The following is a 17,552-nucleotide window of genomic DNA, read 5'->3' on the forward strand; positions in this document are numbered from 1 at the left end:
AACGGTCAAGACGATGCTGCAGCGGGCACAGCGATGTCTTGCGCCTGGGCAAAGGCCCGGGCTTCCTTGCGCGATTTGCGCACGCCCGACCAGATGGCCCACAGCAAGATTGCGCCAGTCAGCGCCAGCAAGGAGGCGCTGATCGGGCGATTGAAGAACACCGAGGCATCGCCACGCGAGAGCAGCATCGCACGGCGCAGGTTTTCTTCGAGCATCGGTCCCAGGATATAGCCCAGCAGCAGCGGCGCCGCTTCAAAGCGCAGCACCATCAGCACATATCCGATGATGCCCAGCACGGCCACCATGTAGATGTCGAACAGGTTGTTGTTGACGCTGTAGACGCCCAGCGCGACAAAGACCAGGATGGCCGGGTACATCCAGGCAAACGGAATGCGCAGCAGCGCCACCCACAGCCCGATGGTGGGCAGGTTCAGGATCACCAGGAAAATATTGCCGATCGCAAAGCTGACGATCAGCCCCCAGAACAGCTCGGGCTGCTCGGTCATCAACATCGGGCCGGGCTGGATACCGTGGATGATCAGCGCGCCCAGCATCACGGCCATCACCGCGTCACCCGGAATACCGATGGACAGCGAAGGCACAAACGCGGTTTGCGCAGCGGCATTGTTGGCCGACTCGGGCGCAGTGATGCCTTCGATGGCGCCATGGCCAAAGCGGCTCGGGTCCTTGGCCACGCGCTTTTCGATCGCATACGACATGAAGGACGCAATCGACGGGCCCACGCCCGGCAGCGCCCCCAGGAACGAGCCCAGCGCCGAGCCGCGCAGCATCGGCTTGACGGTGGCGCGGAACTCCTCGCGCTCAGGCACCATCGAGCGCAGGGTGACCTTGTCGGGCTTTTGGTTGGCATCGGCCAGGTTGATGCATCGGATCACTTCGGCCACGCCAAACAGGCCCATCGCCAGCGCCACCAGGTTGACGCCATCCATCAGCTCGGGAATGTCAAACGAGTAGCGCGCCACGCCCGAGTTCACATCGGTACCGATCATGCCCAGCAGCAGGCCAAACACCACCATGCACAGGCCCTTGGTGGCCGAGCCGGCGCTCATCGACGAGGCGGCGACGAGGCCCAGCAGCATCATCGAGAAGAACTCGGTGGGGCCAAACTGCAGGCCGATCTTGGAGATCGCCGGCGAGAACAACACGAGCAGGATGAGGCCCGACATCGCGCCGACCAGCGAGGCAATGGTGGTGACAAAGAGCGCCACCCCGGCCTTGCCCTTGCGCGCCATCGGGTAGCCGTCCAGACAGGTCACCGCCGAGGACGGTGACCCGGGCAGGTTCAGCAAGATGGAGGCGGTGGAGCCGCCATACTGCGCGCCATAGTAGACGCCGGCCAGCATGATGATGGCCGCCGTGGGCGACATATGGTAGGTAAAGGGCAACAGCAGCGAGATGGCAGCGAGCGCACCGATGCCGGGCAGCACGCCGACGACGGTGCCCAAAAAGACGCCCAAAAAGCAGTACCACAGCGTCGAGGGATCGGCCACCACATTGAGGCCCATCCAGAGGTTTCCAAGCAAATCCATACAGATCCTTCGTCAGTGCCGGGCTCAGGGCCAGATGGGCAGCGTCATGCGCAGGCCAATGGGAAAATCACGGTGGTCAGGGCCGCGACGGCCAGGCTCACCAGCAAGCGGGTGCGGATGCGCATCTTGGTGGCCAGCAGTGCGACCAGGCTGGCCACCAGCGCGGCCAGCGCCACGCCCAGCGGATAGAGCAGCAGCGCAAAGGCCAGCAGACTGGCCACGGACCAGAACAGGTTGCCCCACTGCAGCGTGATGGGGCTGCCCTGGCGCCAGAAGGCGGGCAGGGCCAGCAGCAGGCCCAGGCCAAACAGCAGCCAGCCCAGCACGACCGGGAAGTAGCCCGGCCCCATGCGATCGGCGCTGCCAAAGTTGTATTCGCGCCCGTACAGCGCAAAGAACAGGCCTGCTGCTGACATCAGCAGGCCGCCGACGATGTCATGGATGTCTCTTGTCATTTTCATTCGGTTCAATCCTGTGTGGTTCCATGCCTGCGCGCAGTGGAGCCAGGATGGGCACACACGCAGGCGCCGCCACCTTAAAGGCGCTTACCTGACGGGAACCTGATTGAAGGGCGCAAGTCGCGCTGGCAGGCGTGCTGCGGGCGACTCGGCGCTGAGCCTTGAAGGGCCGCTGAAACGGGGCCCGACGCTTAGCCCAACGCAGCCAAGCTGCCGGCCTGCTGCGACTGCTCGAGCAAAAAGCTGATCATCGTGCGCACGGCCTTGGTCTGGTGGCGGTTGGGCATCCACAGCAGGTACATGTGGTTGCCAAAAATGCTCAGCCGCCAGTCGCGCAAGGTGGTGACGACCTCGCCGCGCTCGACCTCGGCGCGGATCACATAGTCGGGCACGATGCCCACGCCCAGGCCGGCCATGATGCCCTGGCGCAGAAACGGAAAATGCTCGGAGATGAGGCTGGGCTCGAGCCGGATCTCCTTGCGCAGCTCGCCCTGGTAGGCGCGCACCAGCAGCTGCTGGCCGACTACACCGCTGGTGATCAGCGGCACATGGCGCAGGTCCTCGGGCTGCTGGGGCAGCATGTTCTGGCCGGCATAGTCGATGCTGGCGCAGGCCACATAGTTCATCTCGCCCATGTGGCGGGCCACCAGGTTGTCCGGTGGCGTGGGCAGCACGCGCACTGCAATGTCCACCTCATCGCGCACCAGGTTGTCGACCCGGTTCTCAAAGATCACATCGAGCACGATGTCGGGGTAGAGGCGCTTGAAGGCGATCAGCCAGTCGCTCATCACCAGCTGGCCATAGCCGCTGGGCACCGCCAGCCCGACCCGGCCTTGCAGGCCCTTGCCCAGGCTGCGGATGGTCTCGGCGGCGGCGGCCAGCTCGTTGCGGATGCTGCGGCCATGCTCATACAGGCGCAGGCCCACCTCGGTGGGCTCGACCCGGCGCGTGGTGCGGCGCACCAGCTGCACGCCCACCGATTTCTCCAGCTGGCCCAGGTGGTAGCTGACATTGGCGCGGCTCATCTTGAGCTTGGCGGCAGCCCGGCTGAGATTGCCGGAGTCGATGATTTCCACCAGCAGGGTGAGGGCGTTGTGGTCCATGGGGTGTGATTGTCCAAATTCTTTTGACAGTCTGTCAATCCTCTATGTGATTGTCAAATAAGCCTAGTTGCATTGACAATGGTTCGCAACCCGTTTTCGATTGAACAACCAGGAGACATGCATGAGCGCAGAGAACGCTGCGGTGGTGGACATTGCCCGCGAAGGGCAGGTATTGGTCGTCACCATCCAGAACCCCCCCGTCAACGCCTTGAGCCAGGCCGTGCGCCAGGGCCTGGCCGATGCCGTGGCCCAGGCGCGCAGCGATGCGCAGGTCCAGGCCATCTTGCTGGTGGGCAGTGGCAAGGCCTTTATCGCCGGTGCCGATATCCGTGAGTTCGGCAAGCCTGCGATGCCGCCCAGCCTGCCCGATGTGCTGGTGCAGCTGGAAAACAGCGACAAGCTGGTCGTGGCTGCCATCCATGGCCCGGCCCTGGGCGGCGGCCTGGAAGTGGCGCTGTCTTGCCACTACCGCCTGGCGGTCTCCGGCGCCAAGCTGGGCCTGCCCGAAGTGCAGCTGGGCCTGCTGCCCGGCGCCGGTGGCACGCAGCGCACGCCGCGCCTCATTGGCGTCAAGGCTGCGCTCGATCTGATGCTCTCGGGCCGCCACGCCAGTGCCGAAGAAGCGCTGACCATGGGCCTGGTCGACAAGGTCGAGCCCGCAGGCAGCGATGCCCGCACGGCAGGCCTGGCCTACGCCAACGCGCTGCTGGCGCAAAACGCCCCGGTGCGCCGCACCCGCGAAGCGACGGCGCTGGCCGACAAGGCCACCTCGCAGGCCGAGCTCGATGCCGCCAAGGCCGAGTCGGCCAAGAAAAGCCGGGGCCTGTTCTCACCCGGCAAGATCATCGAATGCGTGCAAGGCGCGCTCGATCTGCCGTTTGAGCAGGGCATGCAAAACGAGCGCAAGCTGTTTGTGCAGTGCCTGGAGAGCCCGCAGCGTGCCGGCCTGATCCACGCGTTCTTTGCCGAGCGTGAAACCGCCAAGATCCCCGAAGCCAAGGCCGCTGCACCGCGCGCCCTGAACAGCATCGGCGTGGTGGGTGGCGGCACGATGGGTGCTGGCATCACCGTGGCGGCACTCGATGCCGGCCTGCCGGTGGTGATGGTCGAGCGCGATGAGGAATCCATCGCCCGGGGCCGCGCCAATGTCGAAAAGGTCTACGACGGCCTGATCGCCAAGGGCCGCATGACCGCTGAGAAAAAGGCCGCCATCATGGCGCGCTACAGCGGCAGCACCGACTACGCCGCGCTCGCCCAGGTGGACCTGGTGATCGAGGCGGTGTTTGAAGAGATGGGCGTCAAGAAGGCGGTGTTTGCCGAGCTGGACAAGGTCTGCAAGAGCGGCGCCGTGATTGCCACCAACACCTCCTACCTGGATATCGATGCGATTGCCGCGAGCATCTCGCGCCCGCAGGATGTCATCGGTCTGCACTTCTTCAGCCCCGCCAACATCATGAAGCTGCTGGAGATCGTCGTGCCCGCCAAGGTGAGCGCCGATGTGGTGGCCACCGCTTTCGAGCTGGCCCGCCGCATGAAGAAGGTGCCCGTGCGCGCCGGTGTCTGCGATGGCTTTATCGGCAACCGCATTCTGGCCGTGTACCGCGAGGCGGCCAACTACCTGCTCGAAGATGGCGCCTCGCCCTACCAGATCGATGAGGCGGTGCGCGAGTTTGGCTACCCCATGGGCCCCTTCCAGGTCGCCGACCTGGCCGGTGGCGACATTGGCTGGGCCACGCGAAAGCGCAAGGCCGCCACGCGCAACCCCCAGGCCCGCTATGTGCAGATTGCCGACCGCATTGCCGAAAAGGGCTGGTTTGGCCAGAAGACCCAGCGCGGTTACTACCTGTACCCGCAAGGCGCACGCGTGGGCGAGCAAGACCCCGAAGTGCTGGCCATTGTGGATGCCGAGCGCCAGCGCGCTGGCGTGACGCCGCGCAGCTTCAGCAATGCCGAGATCATGCGCCGCTACATGGCCGCGATGGTCAACGAAGGCGCCAATGTGGTGCGCGAAGGCATTGCGCTGCGCCCGCTGGATGTGGATGTGACCTTCCTCTACGGCTATGGCTTTCCGCGCTTCCGGGGCGGCCCGATGAAGTGGGCCGACATGGTGGGCCTGGACAAGATCCTCGCCGACATCCGCGAGTTTGCAAAAGAGGACGCGCTGTTCTGGACGCCGTCGCCCCTCTTGGTGGAGTTGGTGGACAAGGGCGAGAACTTCGAGAGCCTGAACAAGGCGGCCTGAGCGCCATCGCGCCCATCCGGCCCTCGGGGCCGGCAGTGCAGCCCGGGGCTTTCGCACAGCCAAACCCCGGGTTGCTACATAAAAAATAGCTGTTAGCGCTTGGGTGACAAGCGCTGGCGGCCGCAAAAATCACAATCAACGGTCGCTCAGACCCAAGGAGACATGCATGCGTGAAGCCGTCATCGTTTCGACAGCGCGTACGCCGCTGGCCAAATCCCACCGTGGGGAGTTCAATGTCACGCCCGGTGCGCAGCTGGCGGCCTTTTCCATCAGCGCAGCGGTGCAGCGCGTCGGCATCGACCCGGCCTTGATCGAAGATGTGGTGCTGGGCTGCGGCTACCCCGAGGGGACGACCGGCCGCAATATCGGCCGCCAGGCAGCGGTGCGTGCCGGCCTGCCCATCAGCGTGGGCGGCACCGTGGTCAACCGTTTTTGCGCCTCGGGTCTGCAGGCGATTGCCTTTGCGGCCGGCCGCATCATCGTTGACGGCGCACCGGCGATGGTGGCTGGCGGGGTCGAGAGCATCTCGCTGATCCGCTCGAGCAACACCAACCCCTCGGATGCCGACCCCTGGCTCGTCGAGCACAAGCCCGACCTCTTCATGGCGATGATCGACACCGCTGATGTGGTCGCCAAGCGCTACGGCATCAGCCGCGAAGACCAGGACGCCTTCTCGCTGCAGAGCCAGCAGCGCACCGCAGCGGCCCAGGCCAATGGCACCTTCGACAACGAGATCGTGCCCTGCGCCACGCGCATGGCCGAGAAGAACAAGGAAACCGGTGAAGTCAGCTACAAGGACGTCACCGCGACCATGGACAACTGCAACCGCCCCACGACCACGCTCGCGGGTCTGGCCAAGCTCGAACCCGTCAAGGGCGCGGGCAACTTTGTCACCGCCGGCAATGCCTCGCAGCTGTCCGATGGCTCGGCCGCCTGCGTGCTGATGGAAGCCAAGGAAGCGGCCAAGCTGGGCCTGGCGCCGCTGGGCGCCTTCCGCGGCCTGGCCACTGCCGGTTGCGAGCCCGACGAGATGGGCATTGGCCCGGTGTTTGCCGTGCCCAAGCTGCTGGCGCGCCACGGCCTGACGGTGCAGGACATCGACCTCTGGGAGCTGAACGAGGCCTTTGCCTCGCAGGCACTGTACTGCCAGCGCAAGCTGGGCATCCCGATGGAGCGCCTCAACGTCAACGGCGGCGCGATCTCCATCGGCCACCCCTTTGGCATGACCGGCGCGCGTTTGACCGGCCACATCCTGCTCGAAGGCCAGCGCCGCAAGGCCCGGGGCGAGAAAGTGAAGTGGGGCGTGGTGACCATGTGTGTGGGCGGCGGCATGGGTGCTGCAGGCCTCTTTGAGATTTTCTGACCCCCTGAGGCGCTGCGCGCCTTCCCCCCGGGGACGCAGCCGCCGCTACGGGGCGGCCCTGGCTGGGCGTCACCCAGATCGCGCAGCGCAGAGTTTGAGATGTGCGGGCCTTGCCCGCCCACGTTAATGAGGAGATAGCCATGGACTTGCAATTCAGTCCCGAAGAAGAAGCGTTCCGCGCCGAAGTGCGTGCGTTTCTGAAAGACAACCTGCCCCAGGACCTGGCCGCCAAGGTCAAGGCCGGCCAGCGCCTGACGCGCTTTGACCAGGAAAACTGGCATGCCATCCTGAACAAAAAGGGCTGGCTGGCCTACCACTGGCCGCAAGAGTTTGGTGGCACGGGCTGGTCGCCGGTGCAGAAGTTCATTTTTGACGACGAGTGCGCACTGGCCGGTGGCCCGCGCCTGGTGCCCTTTGGTTTGTCCATGCTCGGCCCGGTGCTGATCAAGTATGGCAACGAGGCGCAAAAAAGCCACTGGCTGCCACGCATTTTGAATGGCGATGACTGGTGGTGCCAGGGTTACTCCGAGCCCGGCGCTGGCTCCGACCTGGCCTCGCTCAAGACCACGGCCGTGCGCCAGGGTGACCACTACATCGTCAACGGCCAAAAGACCTGGACCACCCAGGGCCAGCACGCCAACATGATGTTCTGCCTGGTGCGCACCAACAAGGAGGTGAAGTCGCAGCAGGGCATCAGCTTCGTGCTGATCGACATGAACCAGCCTGGCGTCGAAGTGCGCCCCATCCGCACCCTGGACGGTGACAAGGAAGTCAACGAAGTCTTTCTGACCGATGTGAAGGTGCCGCTGGACAACCTGGTGGGCGAGGAAAACAAGGGCTGGACCTATGCCAAGTACCTGCTGACCTATGAGCGCACCGGCATTGCCGGCGTGGGTTTTTCGATGGCCGGGCTGGAAAAGCTCAAGGTGATTGCCCAGCGCGTGCAGCGCAACGGCAAGCCGCTGATCGAAGACCCGCAGTTTGCCACCCGCATGGCCAAGGTCGAAATCGAACTGCTGAACATGGCCACCACCAACCTGCGCGTGATCGCCTCGGTCGCGGGCGGCGGTGTGCCGGGCGCCGAGAGCTCGATGCTCAAGATCAAGGGCACTGTCGTGCGCCAGGAGCTGCTGTCGCTGATCCGCCGTGCGATGGGGCCGTACGCGCTGCCCTTTATCGAAGAGGCGCAGTTTGCCGAATACGCCGACGCGCCCGTGGGCCCCAAGGAAGCGGCCACCGCTGCTGCGGCCTATTTCAACTACCGCAAGCTGTCGATCTTCGGCGGCTCGAACGAGATCCAGCGCAACATCATCTCCAAGATGATTCTCGGCCTATGAAATAAGCCACCCCCTGAGGCGCTGCGCGCCTTCCCCCTGGAAGGGGGACGACGCCTATGCTGCGGGGCGGCCCTTGCTGGCGTCTCGCAGCTGTGCCCTGCAGGTTCCAGGCGCTGCGATCTCAGCAAGCGCCATGGTTAGATAAGGAGATTTTTTATGAACTTTCAACTGGATGAAGACCGCCGCATGCTGGCCGATGCGCTGGGCCGCTACCTGAGCGAGCAGTACAGCACCGAGTACCGCAACAAGGCCGCCTATGGCGACCAGGGCTTCAGCGCCGAGACCTATGCCAAGCTGGCCGAACTGGGCGCGATTGGCGCGCTGTTCAAGGAGGCCGATGGCGGCTTTGGCGGCGATGGCGTCGATATCAGCGTGGTGTTCGAGGCACTGGGCACGCACCTGGTGGCAGAGCCGCTGCTGGGCGCCTTGCTGGTGGGCCGCGCGCTGACCGAGGCCGGCAGCGAGGCGCAAAAGGCGCAGCTCGAAGGCATCATCGGCGGCGAGACGATTGCCGCGCTGGCGCATGACGAGCCCGCGAACCACTATGAGCTGAGCCGCGTGGCCACCACTGCCCAAACCCAGGGCGATGGCTGGGTGATCAACGGCAGCAAGGCGGTGGTGCTGTTTGGCGACCAGGCGCAGCTGCTGCTGGTCTCCGCCCGCACGGCAGGCGCCGTGGGCGATGAGGCCGGCATCTCGCTGTTCCTGGTGCCGGGCGATGCCGCAGGCATCAGCAGCCGGGGCTATGGCCGCATCGATGGCGGCCATGCCGCCGAGCTGGTGCTGGCCAACGTCAAGGTCGGTGCCGATGCCTTGCTGGGCACGCTGGGTGAAGGCCATGCGCTGCTCGAACGCATCTGCGGCTTTGGCCTGCTGGCGCTGGCGGCTGAATCGCTGGGCGCGATGGATGTGGCCAAGAACCACACGCTGGAATACCTGCGCACGCGCAAGCAGTTTGGCGTGCCCATTGGCAGCTTTCAGGCGCTGCAGCACCGCATGGCCGATCTGCTGCTCGAAGCCGAGCAGGCGCGCTCGGCCGTCATCAACGCGGCAGCGGCGATTGACAACCCCGACTACCTTGAGCGCGAGAAAGCGCTGTCGGCTGCCAAGTACAGCGTGGGCCAGATTGGCACCTTGATGGCCGAAGAGGCGATCCAGATGCACGGCGGCATTGGCGTGACCTGGGAGCTGCCGCTGGCGCACTACGCCAAGCGCATCATCATGATTGACCACCAGCTGGGCGACATGGACCACCACCTGGCGCGCTACATGGCGTTGCAGGCCCAGGAACGCGCCGCAGCCAAGGCCGCCTGATGACGACCGCCAGCACCGCCACCCCCGCGCTGCTGGCGCGCCGCGAAGGCGGCGTGCTGGTGCTGACCAACAACAACGAGGCGGCGCGCAATGCGCTCTCGCCCGACTTCTACCTGGGCCTGACCGCAGCGCTCAAGGAGGCTGCGACCGACCCGGCCGTGGGCGCGATGGTGCTCACCGGTGCCGGCGGGCATTTTTGCTCGGGCGGTGACCTGCGCCGCATTGCAACGCGCCGGGACCAGCCCGTGGAAAAGCGCCGCGAGCTGCTCGAAGGCCTGCATGACCTGGTGCGTGCACTGCGCGACTGCCCCAAGCCCGTAGTGGCAGCGGTGGAGGGCGCAGCCGCCGGTGCCGGCCTGTCGCTGGCCTTGGCCTGCGACATGCTGGTCGCTGCGCGCAATGCGGCGTTCTCTGTGGCCTATGTGAAGGTGGGGCTGTCGCCCGACGGCGGCGCCACGGCCTTTTTGGCCGAGCACCTGTCGCGCCAGCTGCTGACCGAGCTGTGCCTGACGGGCGACCGGGTCAGCGGCGAGCGCATGCAGCAGCTGGGCCTGGTCAACCGTCTGGCCGAGCCGGGCGACGCGCTGGCGCAGGCCATCGCGCTGGCCGCGCAACTGGCCGATGGCCCCTTGCAAGCCATGGCCAGCATCAAGTCGCTGTGCCGCGCCGCCTATGACAACAGCCTGGAAGCGCAGCTGGACATGGAGGCCGAGCTGATGGTGCAGGCGCAGGCTACACCGGAATCGGCCGAGGGCATTGCCGCGTTTTTGGAAAAGCGCCCCGCCAACTACCTGGCGCTGCGCCGCTGAGATGGATCGAAAAAAGTGACGCCAGGCGGGCCCGTGTTGCGGCCGCCTTGGTGATCCGAGGAGACAAGTATGCGTGAGCAAGAGAACGCCGCGGCCCTGCCGCTGGCGGGTGTCAAGGTCCTGGACCTGTCCCGTGTTTTTGCCGGCCCGCTGTGCGGCCAGGTGCTGGGCGATCTGGGGGCCGAGGTGATCAAGGTCGAGCACCCCAAGCGGGGTGACGACACGCGGGACTGGGGCTTGCGCATTGGCAAGACCGAGACGACTTACTACAACAGCATGAACCGCAACAAGCGGTCCATCACGGTGGACCTGCAAAAGCCCGAAGGCCTGGCGCTGATCCTGGCGCTGCTGCCGCAGTTCGATGTGGTGATCCACAACTTCAAGCATGGTGGCGCCGACAAGCTGGGCCTGGGCTACGAGGCACTGAAGGCCTTGAAGCAGGACATCATCTACTGCAGCGTGACGGGCTATGCCACCGACACCGAGGAGGCGGCCCGCCCGGGCTACGACATTTTGGTGCAGGGCGAGGCCGGCTTGATGGCGATGAACGGCGAGGCCTCGCAGCCGCCGCTGAAGTTTGGCGTGGCCGTCGTGGACCTGATGACCGGCATGAGCGCCGCCCAGGCCGTGCTGGCCGCGCTGTTTGCCCGCGAGCGCACCGGCCAGGGCCGCAAGATCGACATGGCGCTGTTTGACAACGGCGTCAGCATCACCGGCTACTACGGGCTCGATGCGCTGTTCATGGGCAAGGACCCGGAGCGTTTTGGCAATGCCCACCCCTCGATCGTGCCCTATGGCATGTTCGAGGCGGCCGATGGCCCGCTGATCATTGCGGTGGGCAACAATTCGCAGTTCGAGCGCTTCTGCCGCGATGTCATCGAGCGCCCCGACCTGGCCGACAACCCCAAGTACGCGACCAATGTGGAGCGTGCCAAGGACCGCAAGCTCTTGCTGCCGCTGATGATCGAGACGATCCGCAGCTTCCCGCGTGCGCTGCTGATCGAGCGGCTCAATGCCTGTGGCGTGCCATGTGGCGAGGTGCTGGGCCTGCATGAGGCGCTGACCTCCGAGCGCGTGCAGCAAGCCGGCCTGGTGCAGAACATGCCCCATCCGGTGGCCGGCCACACCGCCGTGCTGGCGCCGCCCATCCGCATGGATGGCGAGCGCCTGCCGATTCGCCGCGCGCCGCCCACACTCGGTGAAGGTACACGCGAAGTGCTGCAAAATCTGCTGCGTTTGAGTGATTCGCAACTGCAAGCACTCCAGACGCAAGGCGTGCTGACCTTGCCCGATTGATACCGTGGCCTGCAGGCGGCAAGCGACGCCGCAGCGGGCCCAGAGTTTATTGTTAGAAAGCTGAGACTATGAAAGTACTGGTACCCGTCAAACGCGTGGTGGACTACAACGTCAAGGTGCGCGTCAAGAGCGATGGCTCGGGAGTGGACATTGCGAACGTGAAGATGTCGATGAACCCCTTTGATGAAATCGCGGTGGAAGAGGCCGTGCGTTTGAAGGAAAAGGGCGTGGTCACCGAGATCATCGCAGTGAGCTGCGGCGTGACCCAGTGCCAGGAGACGCTGCGCACGGCGATGGCCATTGGTGCAGACCGCGCCATCCTGGTCGAAACGGCCGAAGAGCTGCAGCCGCTGGCGGTTGCCAAGCTCCTGAAGGCGCTGGTGGACAAGGAGCAGCCGGGCCTCGTGATCTGCGGCAAGCAAGCGATTGACGACGACGCCAACCAGACCGGCCAGATGCTGGCAGCGCTCGCTGATCTGCCCCAGGCCACGTTCGCCTCCAAGGTCGAGGTCGCTGGCGACAAGGTGAGCGTCACGCGCGAAGTGGACGGCGGTCTGGAGACCCTGTCTCTGTCCATGCCCGCTGTCATCACCACCGACCTGCGTCTGAACGAGCCGCGCTACGTCACCTTGCCCAACATCATGAAGGCCAAGAAAAAGCAGCTCGACACCGTCAAGCCCGAAGACCTGGGTGTGGACGTGAGCCCGCGCCTGAAGACCTTGAAGGTGCAGGAACCTGCCAAGCGCGGCGCCGGCGTGAAGGTGCCCGATGTGGCGACCTTGATCGACAAGCTCAAGAACGAAGCCAAAGTCATCTGACCTTGACCCGACACCTGACACATTGAATGGAAAGACGATAGACATGACCGCTCTCGTTATTGCAGAACACGACAACCAAACGATCAAGACCGCCACGCTCAACACCGTCACCGCAGCCCTGGCTTGCGGCGGCGATGTGCATGTGCTGGTAGCGGGCGAAGGCGCAGCAGCTGCAGCCCAGGCCGCAGCCCAGATCGCAGGCGTTGCCAAAGTCATCCTGGCCGATGGCCCGGCGCTGAAAGACGGCCTGGCCGAAAACCTGGCCGCGCAAGTGCTGGCCATTGCCGGCAACTACAGCCACATCCTGGCGCCAGCCACTGCCTCGGGCAAGAACGTGGCGCCACGCGTGGCAGCCAAGCTGGACGTGGCCCAGATCAGCGACATCACCAAGGTGGTGAGCGCCGACACCTTCGAGCGCCCCATCTACGCGGGCAATGCCATTGCCACCGTGCAATCGATCGATGCCACCAAGGTCATCACCGTGCGCGGCACCGGCTTTGACGCCGCAGCGGCCACCGGCGGCTCGGCCTCGGTCGAGAACGCGGCAGCCGCCGCTGACAGCGGCAAGAGCAGCTTTGTGGGCCGCGAAGTGACCAAGAACGACCGCCCGGAACTCACGGCAGCGAAGATCATCGTCTCCGGTGGCCGGGCGCTGGGCAGCGCCGAGAAGTTCAACGAAGTGATGACCCCGCTGGCCGACAAGCTGGGCGCGGCCATTGGCGCGAGCCGCGCAGCGGTGGATGCGGGCTACGCGCCCAACGACCTGCAAGTGGGCCAGACCGGCAAGATCGTCGCGCCCCAGCTGTATGTGGCAGCGGGCATCTCGGGCGCGATCCAGCATCTGGCCGGCATGAAGGACTCCAAGGTGATCGTGGCGATCAACAAGGACGAAGAAGCGCCGATCTTCAGCGTGGCCGACTATGGCCTGGTGGCCGACCTGTTTGAGGCTGTGCCCGAGATGGCGGGCAAGCTCTAAACGCGGATCGACCTCTTCCTAGAACGCGGCCCAGGCCGCGTTTTTTTATGCCTGTTCGCCAGCCTGTGTATTTGGTTGTTTATGCAACTTAAAGCCGATATAGGTATTTACACCAGTGTCCCAGCCGCGAGACGCAGCCACTTATTTGATTATTGTGTTTGCGGCATCAATTGTAAAAAGTGTGTGGCGATTCGTTGAATCGATACCTAGTAAATTCCCTAGGTGGTCGCTGCGGTCTCACCTGTATTCATGCAGTTTGCGCATGGGTCACTAGGGAAAGCGCTAGCGGGCTAGTCGCCGAAAAACTGAGGGCGCGTCTATAGAATTGTTTCGATCCGCATAAAACTGTTATCGCGGTTAGAGGCGGCTGCATCGCGGGAGACCCCCGTTTCATGCAGTTTTCGCTGTTGTGGTTCCAAGCTGAAGGGTTGGTTGTATGGATATTTTGCTGCAGCAGATCATTAATGGTCTGGTATTGGGCAGCATGTACGCTTTGATAGCCTTGGGCTACACCATGGTGTACGGCATTATTCAATTGATTAACTTCGCGCACGGCGAAGTGCTGATGATCGGGGTGCTGACCAGCTGGAGCATCATCGGCGTGATGCAGGAGGCCATGCCGGGAACGCCGGGCTGGGTCATCTTGCTGATAGCGACGCTCATTGCCTGTGTGGTGGCGGCGGTGCTCAATTTCACCATCGAGAAGCTGGCCTACCGGCCGCTGCGCAACAGCCCGCGCCTGGCGCCGCTGATCACCGCGATCGGCATGTCTATCCTGCTGCAGACGCTGGCGATGATCATCTGGAAGCCCAACTACAAGCCCTATCCAACCTTGCTGCCGATGGAGCCCTTTGACCTGGCCGGTGCGGTGATCACGCCGACCCAGATCCTGGTGCTGGGCGTGACGGCCGTGGTGCTGGCGGTATTGATGTACCTGGTGAACTACACTCGCCTGGGCCGCGCGATGCGGGCCACGGCAGAGAACCCCCGCGTGGCGGCGCTGATGGGCATCAAGCCCGACATGGTGATCTCGGCCACCTTTGTGATCGGTGCGGTGCTGGCGGCGATCGCCGGCGTGCTCTGGGCCTCGAACTACGGCACGGCGCAGCACACCATGGGCTTTTTGCCTGGCCTCAAGGCCTTTATTGCGGCGGTGTTTGGCGGTATCGGCAACCTGGCCGGCGCCGTGGTGGGTGCGATGATCCTGGGCCTGGTCGAAGCCATTGGCGCGGGCTACATCGGCCAGCTCACCGGAGGCGTGCTGGGCAGCCAGTATGTCGATATCTTCTCGTTCATCGTGCTGATCATCGTGCTGACGCTGCGCCCCTCGGGTCTGCTGGGTGAGCGGGTGGCCGATCGGGCTTAAGGGGAACAGCATGAAGAACAACAAAGCACAGTTCATTGTGGGCGCGATTGCGCTGCTGGTATTGCCGCTGATCCTGCAGTCCTTTGGCAACGCCTGGGTGCGCATTGCCGACCTGGCACTGCTCTATGTCCTGCTGGCCCTGGGCCTGAACATCGTCGTGGGCTTTGCCGGCCTGCTGGACCTGGGCTATGTGGCCTTCTACGCGGTGGGCGCCTATATGCTGGGCCTGATGGCCTCGCCCCACCTGGCCGAGACCTTTGAAGGCTTCAAGGCCATGTTCCCCAATGGCCTGCACACCTCCATCTGGCTGGTGATACCGCTGGCCGCGTTGCTGGCGGCGATAGCGGGGATGATCTTGGGCTTTCCGGTGCTCAAGCTGCGCGGGGACTACCTGGCCATCGTGACCCTGGGTTTTGGCGAGATCATCCGCATCTTCATGCTGAACCTGGACCAGCCCGTCAACATCACCAATGGGCCCAAGGGCCTGGGCCAGATCGACTCGATCAAGATCTTTGGCTTTGACTTTGCCAAGCCGCTGGAGATCGGCAGCTACACGGTCTCGTCGGTCACCTTGTACTACTACCTGTTCCTGCTGCTGGTCGTGGCCAGTGTGGTGATCTGCTACCGCCTGCAGGACTCGCGCATCGGCCGCGCCTGGATGGCCATCCGCGAGGACGAGATTGCCGCCAAGGCCATGGGCATCAACACCCGCAACCTCAAGCTGATGGCCTTTGGCATGGGTGCCACGTTCGGTGGCGTGTCCGGCGCGATGTTTGCCGGCTTCCAGGGTTTTGTCTCGCCCGAGTCCTTCAGCCTGATGGAGTCGATCATGATCGTCGCCATGGTGGTGCTCGGCGGCCTGGGCCATATCCCCGGTGTGATTCTGGGTGCCGTGCTGCTGTCGGCGCTGCCTGAGGTGCTGCGCTATGTGGCCGGCCCGCTGCAGCAGATGACCGATGGCCGTCTGGATGCCTCCATCCTGCGCCAGCTCTTGATTGCGGTGGCGATGATCGTGGTGATGCTGCTGCGCCCACGCGGCCTGTGGCCGGCACCCGAGCATGGCAAGAGCGCGATCCAGAAAGACTGAGCAGGAGAGACGAGCATGACGAACACACAAGCTCCTACACTCAAGGTGGCAGGTATTTCCAAGCGCTTTGGCGGCTTGCAGGCCCTCTCGGATGTGGGTCTGACCATCGAGCGCGGCCAGGTCTATGGCCTGATCGGCCCCAACGGTGCGGGCAAGACCACGTTCTTCAATGTGATCACCGGCCTGTACACGCCCGACAGCGGCAGCTTTGAGCTCGCTGGCAAGCCCTACGAGCCCAAGGCCGTGCACCTGGTGGCCAAGGCCGGCATTGCGCGCACGTTCCAGAACATCCGTCTGTTCTCCGACATGACGGCGCTGGAGAACGTGATGGTGGGCCGCCATGTGCGCAGCCATTCGGGCCTCCTGGGCGCGATCTTTCGCACACCGGGCTTCAAGGCCGAGGAGCGGGCCATTGCCGAGCGTGCCCGCGAGCTGCTCGCCTATGTGGGCATTGAGCGCTATGCCGATTACAAGGCGCGCACCTTGTCTTACGGCGACCAGCGCCGCCTGGAGATTGCGCGCGCGCTGGCCACCGACCCGCAACTGATTGCGCTCGACGAGCCCGCCGCCGGCATGAATGCGACCGAGAAGGTGCAGCTGCGCGAGCTGATCGACCGCATCCGCAACGACAACCGCACGATCTTGCTGATCGAGCATGATGTGAAGCTGGTGATGGGACTGTGCGACCGGGTGACCGTGCTCGACTACGGCAAGCGGCTGGCCGAGGGGGCGCCCGCCGAGGTGCAGAAAGACGAAAAAGTGATTGAGGCCTATCTGGGCACCGGAGGACACTGAGCATGGTTGACAAGACATCCAACCCCGTACTGCTGAAGGTGCGAGGGCTGAAAGTGGCCTATGGGGGCATTCAGGCCGTCAAGGGCGTCGATTTCGAGGTGCATGAGGGCGAGCTGGTATCGCTGATCGGCTCCAACGGTGCGGGCAAGACCACGACGATGAAGGCGGTGACGGCCACGCAGGCCATCAATGACGGGCAGATCGAGTTTCTGGGCGAGAACCTCAAGGGCCGGGGCGCCTGGGACCTGGTGGCCAAGGGCCTGGTGATGGTGCCAGAAGGGCGGGGCGTCTTCACGCGCCAGACCATCACCGACAACCTGATGCTGGGCGCCTACCTGCGCAAGGACAAGGCCGGCATCCAGGCCGATATCGAGAAGATGTTTAACATCTTCCCGCGCCTGCGCGAACGCAAGGACCAGCTGGCGGGCACCATGTCCGGCGGCGAGCAGCAGATGCTGGCGATGGCGCGCGCGCTGATGGCGCAGCCCAAGCTGCTGCTGCTCGATGAGCCATCGATGGGCCTGTCGCCGATCATGGTGGACAAGATCTTCGAGGTGGTGCGCAATGTCTATGCGATGGGCGTGACCATCGTGCTGGTGGAACAGAACGCCAGCCGCGCGCTGGCCATTGCCGACCGGGGCTATGTAATGGAGTCGGGCATCATCACGATGACCGGCCCGGGCCAGCAGCTGCTGGCCGACCCCAAGGTGCGCGCCGCCTATCTGGGTGAATAGCGGCAGCGCGCATGCACTCCCCAAGCACTGCCCGGCAGTGCTTTTTTTATTGCTGCCGGTTGGCGCAGGCATTTGGCCATCGCCCCGCAAAAACACGGTGGGAGCCGATGGCGGCAAGCGCAAGGTAGCGCGCTTTGGGAGACAGCGCCAGCGCTGCCGTTCTCCCTCTGTACCAGGCGCGGCGGGCAGGGCGCGGGCTGCGCTGTTTTCGGCGTCGCGGCCTCAAATGCGACAAAGAAATGACAATTGCATTTAAAATTGGTGAATTTTGCAGTGCAGCAATGCGCCGTGAATGACAGATTTT

General features: G+C 64.3%; 15 protein-coding genes. 12 read left to right on the top strand and 3 right to left on the bottom strand.

All coding sequences use genetic code 11. From position 1 onward, the window contains the following. Nucleotides 1–5: 5 nt before the first annotated feature. From ACPEE1_RS06250 to ACPEE1_RS06260, 3 genes are all read right to left on the bottom strand, one after another. The gene (locus ACPEE1_RS06250) at nucleotides 6–1,550 is read right to left on the bottom strand and encodes a tripartite tricarboxylate transporter permease (RefSeq protein ID WP_116927783.1); all 1,545 of its coding nucleotides are present in this window, start codon (nucleotides 1,548–1,550) and stop codon (nucleotides 6–8) included. 44 nt (nucleotides 1,551–1,594) lie between these two features. Continuing rightward, nucleotides 1,595–2,011 (bottom strand): tripartite tricarboxylate transporter TctB family protein, encoded by a 417-nt coding sequence (locus ACPEE1_RS06255; protein WP_423935573.1) that lies wholly within the window; start codon nucleotides 2,009–2,011, stop codon nucleotides 1,595–1,597. A 188-nt stretch (nucleotides 2,012–2,199) separates the two neighbouring features. Continuing rightward, a complete protein-coding gene (locus ACPEE1_RS06260) occupies nucleotides 2,200–3,111 on the bottom strand; it encodes a LysR family transcriptional regulator (protein WP_116927785.1) in 912 nt (303 codons plus the stop codon). Nucleotides 3,112–3,232: 121 nt separating this feature from the next. Here ACPEE1_RS06260 and ACPEE1_RS06265 point away from each other — a divergent pair, with 121 nt between their 5' ends. From ACPEE1_RS06265 to ACPEE1_RS06320, 12 genes are all read left to right on the top strand, one after another. Continuing rightward, a complete protein-coding gene (locus ACPEE1_RS06265; protein ID WP_116927786.1) occupies nucleotides 3,233–5,353 on the top strand; it encodes a 3-hydroxyacyl-CoA dehydrogenase NAD-binding domain-containing protein in 2,121 nt (706 codons plus the stop codon). 166 nt (nucleotides 5,354–5,519) lie between these two features. Further along, on the top strand, nucleotides 5,520–6,716 hold the full coding sequence (locus tag ACPEE1_RS06270) for an acetyl-CoA C-acyltransferase (protein WP_423935575.1): 1,197 nt from the start codon (nucleotides 5,520–5,522) through the stop codon (nucleotides 6,714–6,716). Between the two features lie 140 nt (nucleotides 6,717–6,856). Then, a complete protein-coding gene (locus ACPEE1_RS06275; protein ID WP_116927788.1) occupies nucleotides 6,857–8,053 on the top strand; it encodes an acyl-CoA dehydrogenase family protein in 1,197 nt (398 codons plus the stop codon). 156 nt (nucleotides 8,054–8,209) lie between these two features. Continuing rightward, a complete protein-coding gene (locus tag ACPEE1_RS06280; RefSeq protein ID WP_116927789.1) occupies nucleotides 8,210–9,367 on the top strand; it encodes an acyl-CoA dehydrogenase family protein in 1,158 nt (385 codons plus the stop codon). Further along, nucleotides 9,367–10,176, top strand: a complete 810-nt coding sequence (locus ACPEE1_RS06285; RefSeq protein WP_116927790.1) for an oxepin-CoA hydrolase, alternative type — start codon at nucleotides 9,367–9,369, stop codon at nucleotides 10,174–10,176. The genes ACPEE1_RS06280 and ACPEE1_RS06285 overlap by 1 nt, the downstream gene beginning before the upstream one ends. Nucleotides 10,177–10,245: 69 nt before the next feature. Beyond that, nucleotides 10,246–11,472, top strand: coding sequence for a CaiB/BaiF CoA transferase family protein (locus ACPEE1_RS06290; RefSeq protein ID WP_116927791.1), 1,227 nt, complete (start codon nucleotides 10,246–10,248; stop codon nucleotides 11,470–11,472). Between the two features lie 68 nt (nucleotides 11,473–11,540). Continuing rightward, nucleotides 11,541–12,290, top strand: a complete 750-nt coding sequence (locus ACPEE1_RS06295; protein WP_116927872.1) for an electron transfer flavoprotein subunit beta/FixA family protein — start codon at nucleotides 11,541–11,543, stop codon at nucleotides 12,288–12,290. Between the two features lie 43 nt (nucleotides 12,291–12,333). Next, nucleotides 12,334–13,266 carry an electron transfer flavoprotein subunit alpha/FixB family protein gene (locus tag ACPEE1_RS06300; protein WP_423935578.1) on the top strand — a complete coding sequence of 311 codons (933 nt, stop codon included), beginning with the start codon at nucleotides 12,334–12,336 and terminating at the stop codon, nucleotides 13,264–13,266. Nucleotides 13,267–13,702: 436 nt separating this feature from the next. Then, on the top strand, nucleotides 13,703–14,632 hold the full coding sequence (locus tag ACPEE1_RS06305; RefSeq protein ID WP_021027913.1) for a branched-chain amino acid ABC transporter permease: 930 nt from the start codon (nucleotides 13,703–13,705) through the stop codon (nucleotides 14,630–14,632). A gap of 10 nt (nucleotides 14,633–14,642) precedes the next feature. Continuing rightward, nucleotides 14,643–15,719, top strand: a complete 1,077-nt coding sequence (locus ACPEE1_RS06310; protein WP_021027914.1) for a branched-chain amino acid ABC transporter permease — start codon at nucleotides 14,643–14,645, stop codon at nucleotides 15,717–15,719. 15 nt (nucleotides 15,720–15,734) lie between these two features. Then, the gene (locus ACPEE1_RS06315) at nucleotides 15,735–16,514 is read left to right on the top strand and encodes an ABC transporter ATP-binding protein (RefSeq protein ID WP_423935581.1); all 780 of its coding nucleotides are present in this window, start codon (nucleotides 15,735–15,737) and stop codon (nucleotides 16,512–16,514) included. A 2-nt stretch (nucleotides 16,515–16,516) separates the two neighbouring features. Further along, nucleotides 16,517–17,248 carry an ABC transporter ATP-binding protein gene (locus ACPEE1_RS06320; protein WP_116927504.1) on the top strand — a complete coding sequence of 244 codons (732 nt, stop codon included), beginning with the start codon at nucleotides 16,517–16,519 and terminating at the stop codon, nucleotides 17,246–17,248. Nucleotides 17,249–17,552: the final 304 nt, after the last annotated feature.

The sequence above is a fragment of the Comamonas sp. 23 genome (genome assembly GCF_049601575.1).
Taxonomy (GTDB): Bacteria; Pseudomonadota; Gammaproteobacteria; order Burkholderiales; family Burkholderiaceae_C; genus Comamonas; species Comamonas squillarum.

Bases quoted from the DNA above. Each gene is read 5' to 3' on its own strand.
- ACPEE1_RS06250 (WP_116927783.1), bottom strand. From the start codon at position 1,550: ATGGATTTGCTTGGAAACCTCTGGATGGGCCTCAATGTGGTGGCCGAT.
- ACPEE1_RS06255 (WP_423935573.1), bottom strand. From the start codon at position 2,011: ATGAAAATGACAAGAGACATCCATGACATCGTCGGCGGCCTGCTGATG.
- ACPEE1_RS06260 (WP_116927785.1), bottom strand. From the start codon at position 3,111: ATGGACCACAACGCCCTCACCCTGCTGGTGGAAATCATCGACTCCGGC.
- ACPEE1_RS06265 (WP_116927786.1), top strand. From the start codon at position 3,233: ATGAGCGCAGAGAACGCTGCGGTGGTGGACATTGCCCGCGAAGGGCAG.
- ACPEE1_RS06270 (WP_423935575.1), top strand. From the start codon at position 5,520: ATGCGTGAAGCCGTCATCGTTTCGACAGCGCGTACGCCGCTGGCCAAA.
- ACPEE1_RS06275 (WP_116927788.1), top strand. From the start codon at position 6,857: ATGGACTTGCAATTCAGTCCCGAAGAAGAAGCGTTCCGCGCCGAAGTG.
- ACPEE1_RS06280 (WP_116927789.1), top strand. From the start codon at position 8,210: ATGAACTTTCAACTGGATGAAGACCGCCGCATGCTGGCCGATGCGCTG.
- ACPEE1_RS06285 (WP_116927790.1), top strand. From the start codon at position 9,367: ATGACGACCGCCAGCACCGCCACCCCCGCGCTGCTGGCGCGCCGCGAA.
- ACPEE1_RS06290 (WP_116927791.1), top strand. From the start codon at position 10,246: ATGCGTGAGCAAGAGAACGCCGCGGCCCTGCCGCTGGCGGGTGTCAAG.
- ACPEE1_RS06295 (WP_116927872.1), top strand. From the start codon at position 11,541: ATGAAAGTACTGGTACCCGTCAAACGCGTGGTGGACTACAACGTCAAG.
- ACPEE1_RS06300 (WP_423935578.1), top strand. From the start codon at position 12,334: ATGACCGCTCTCGTTATTGCAGAACACGACAACCAAACGATCAAGACC.
- ACPEE1_RS06305 (WP_021027913.1), top strand. From the start codon at position 13,703: ATGGATATTTTGCTGCAGCAGATCATTAATGGTCTGGTATTGGGCAGC.
- ACPEE1_RS06310 (WP_021027914.1), top strand. From the start codon at position 14,643: ATGAAGAACAACAAAGCACAGTTCATTGTGGGCGCGATTGCGCTGCTG.
- ACPEE1_RS06315 (WP_423935581.1), top strand. From the start codon at position 15,735: ATGACGAACACACAAGCTCCTACACTCAAGGTGGCAGGTATTTCCAAG.
- ACPEE1_RS06320 (WP_116927504.1), top strand. From the start codon at position 16,517: ATGGTTGACAAGACATCCAACCCCGTACTGCTGAAGGTGCGAGGGCTG.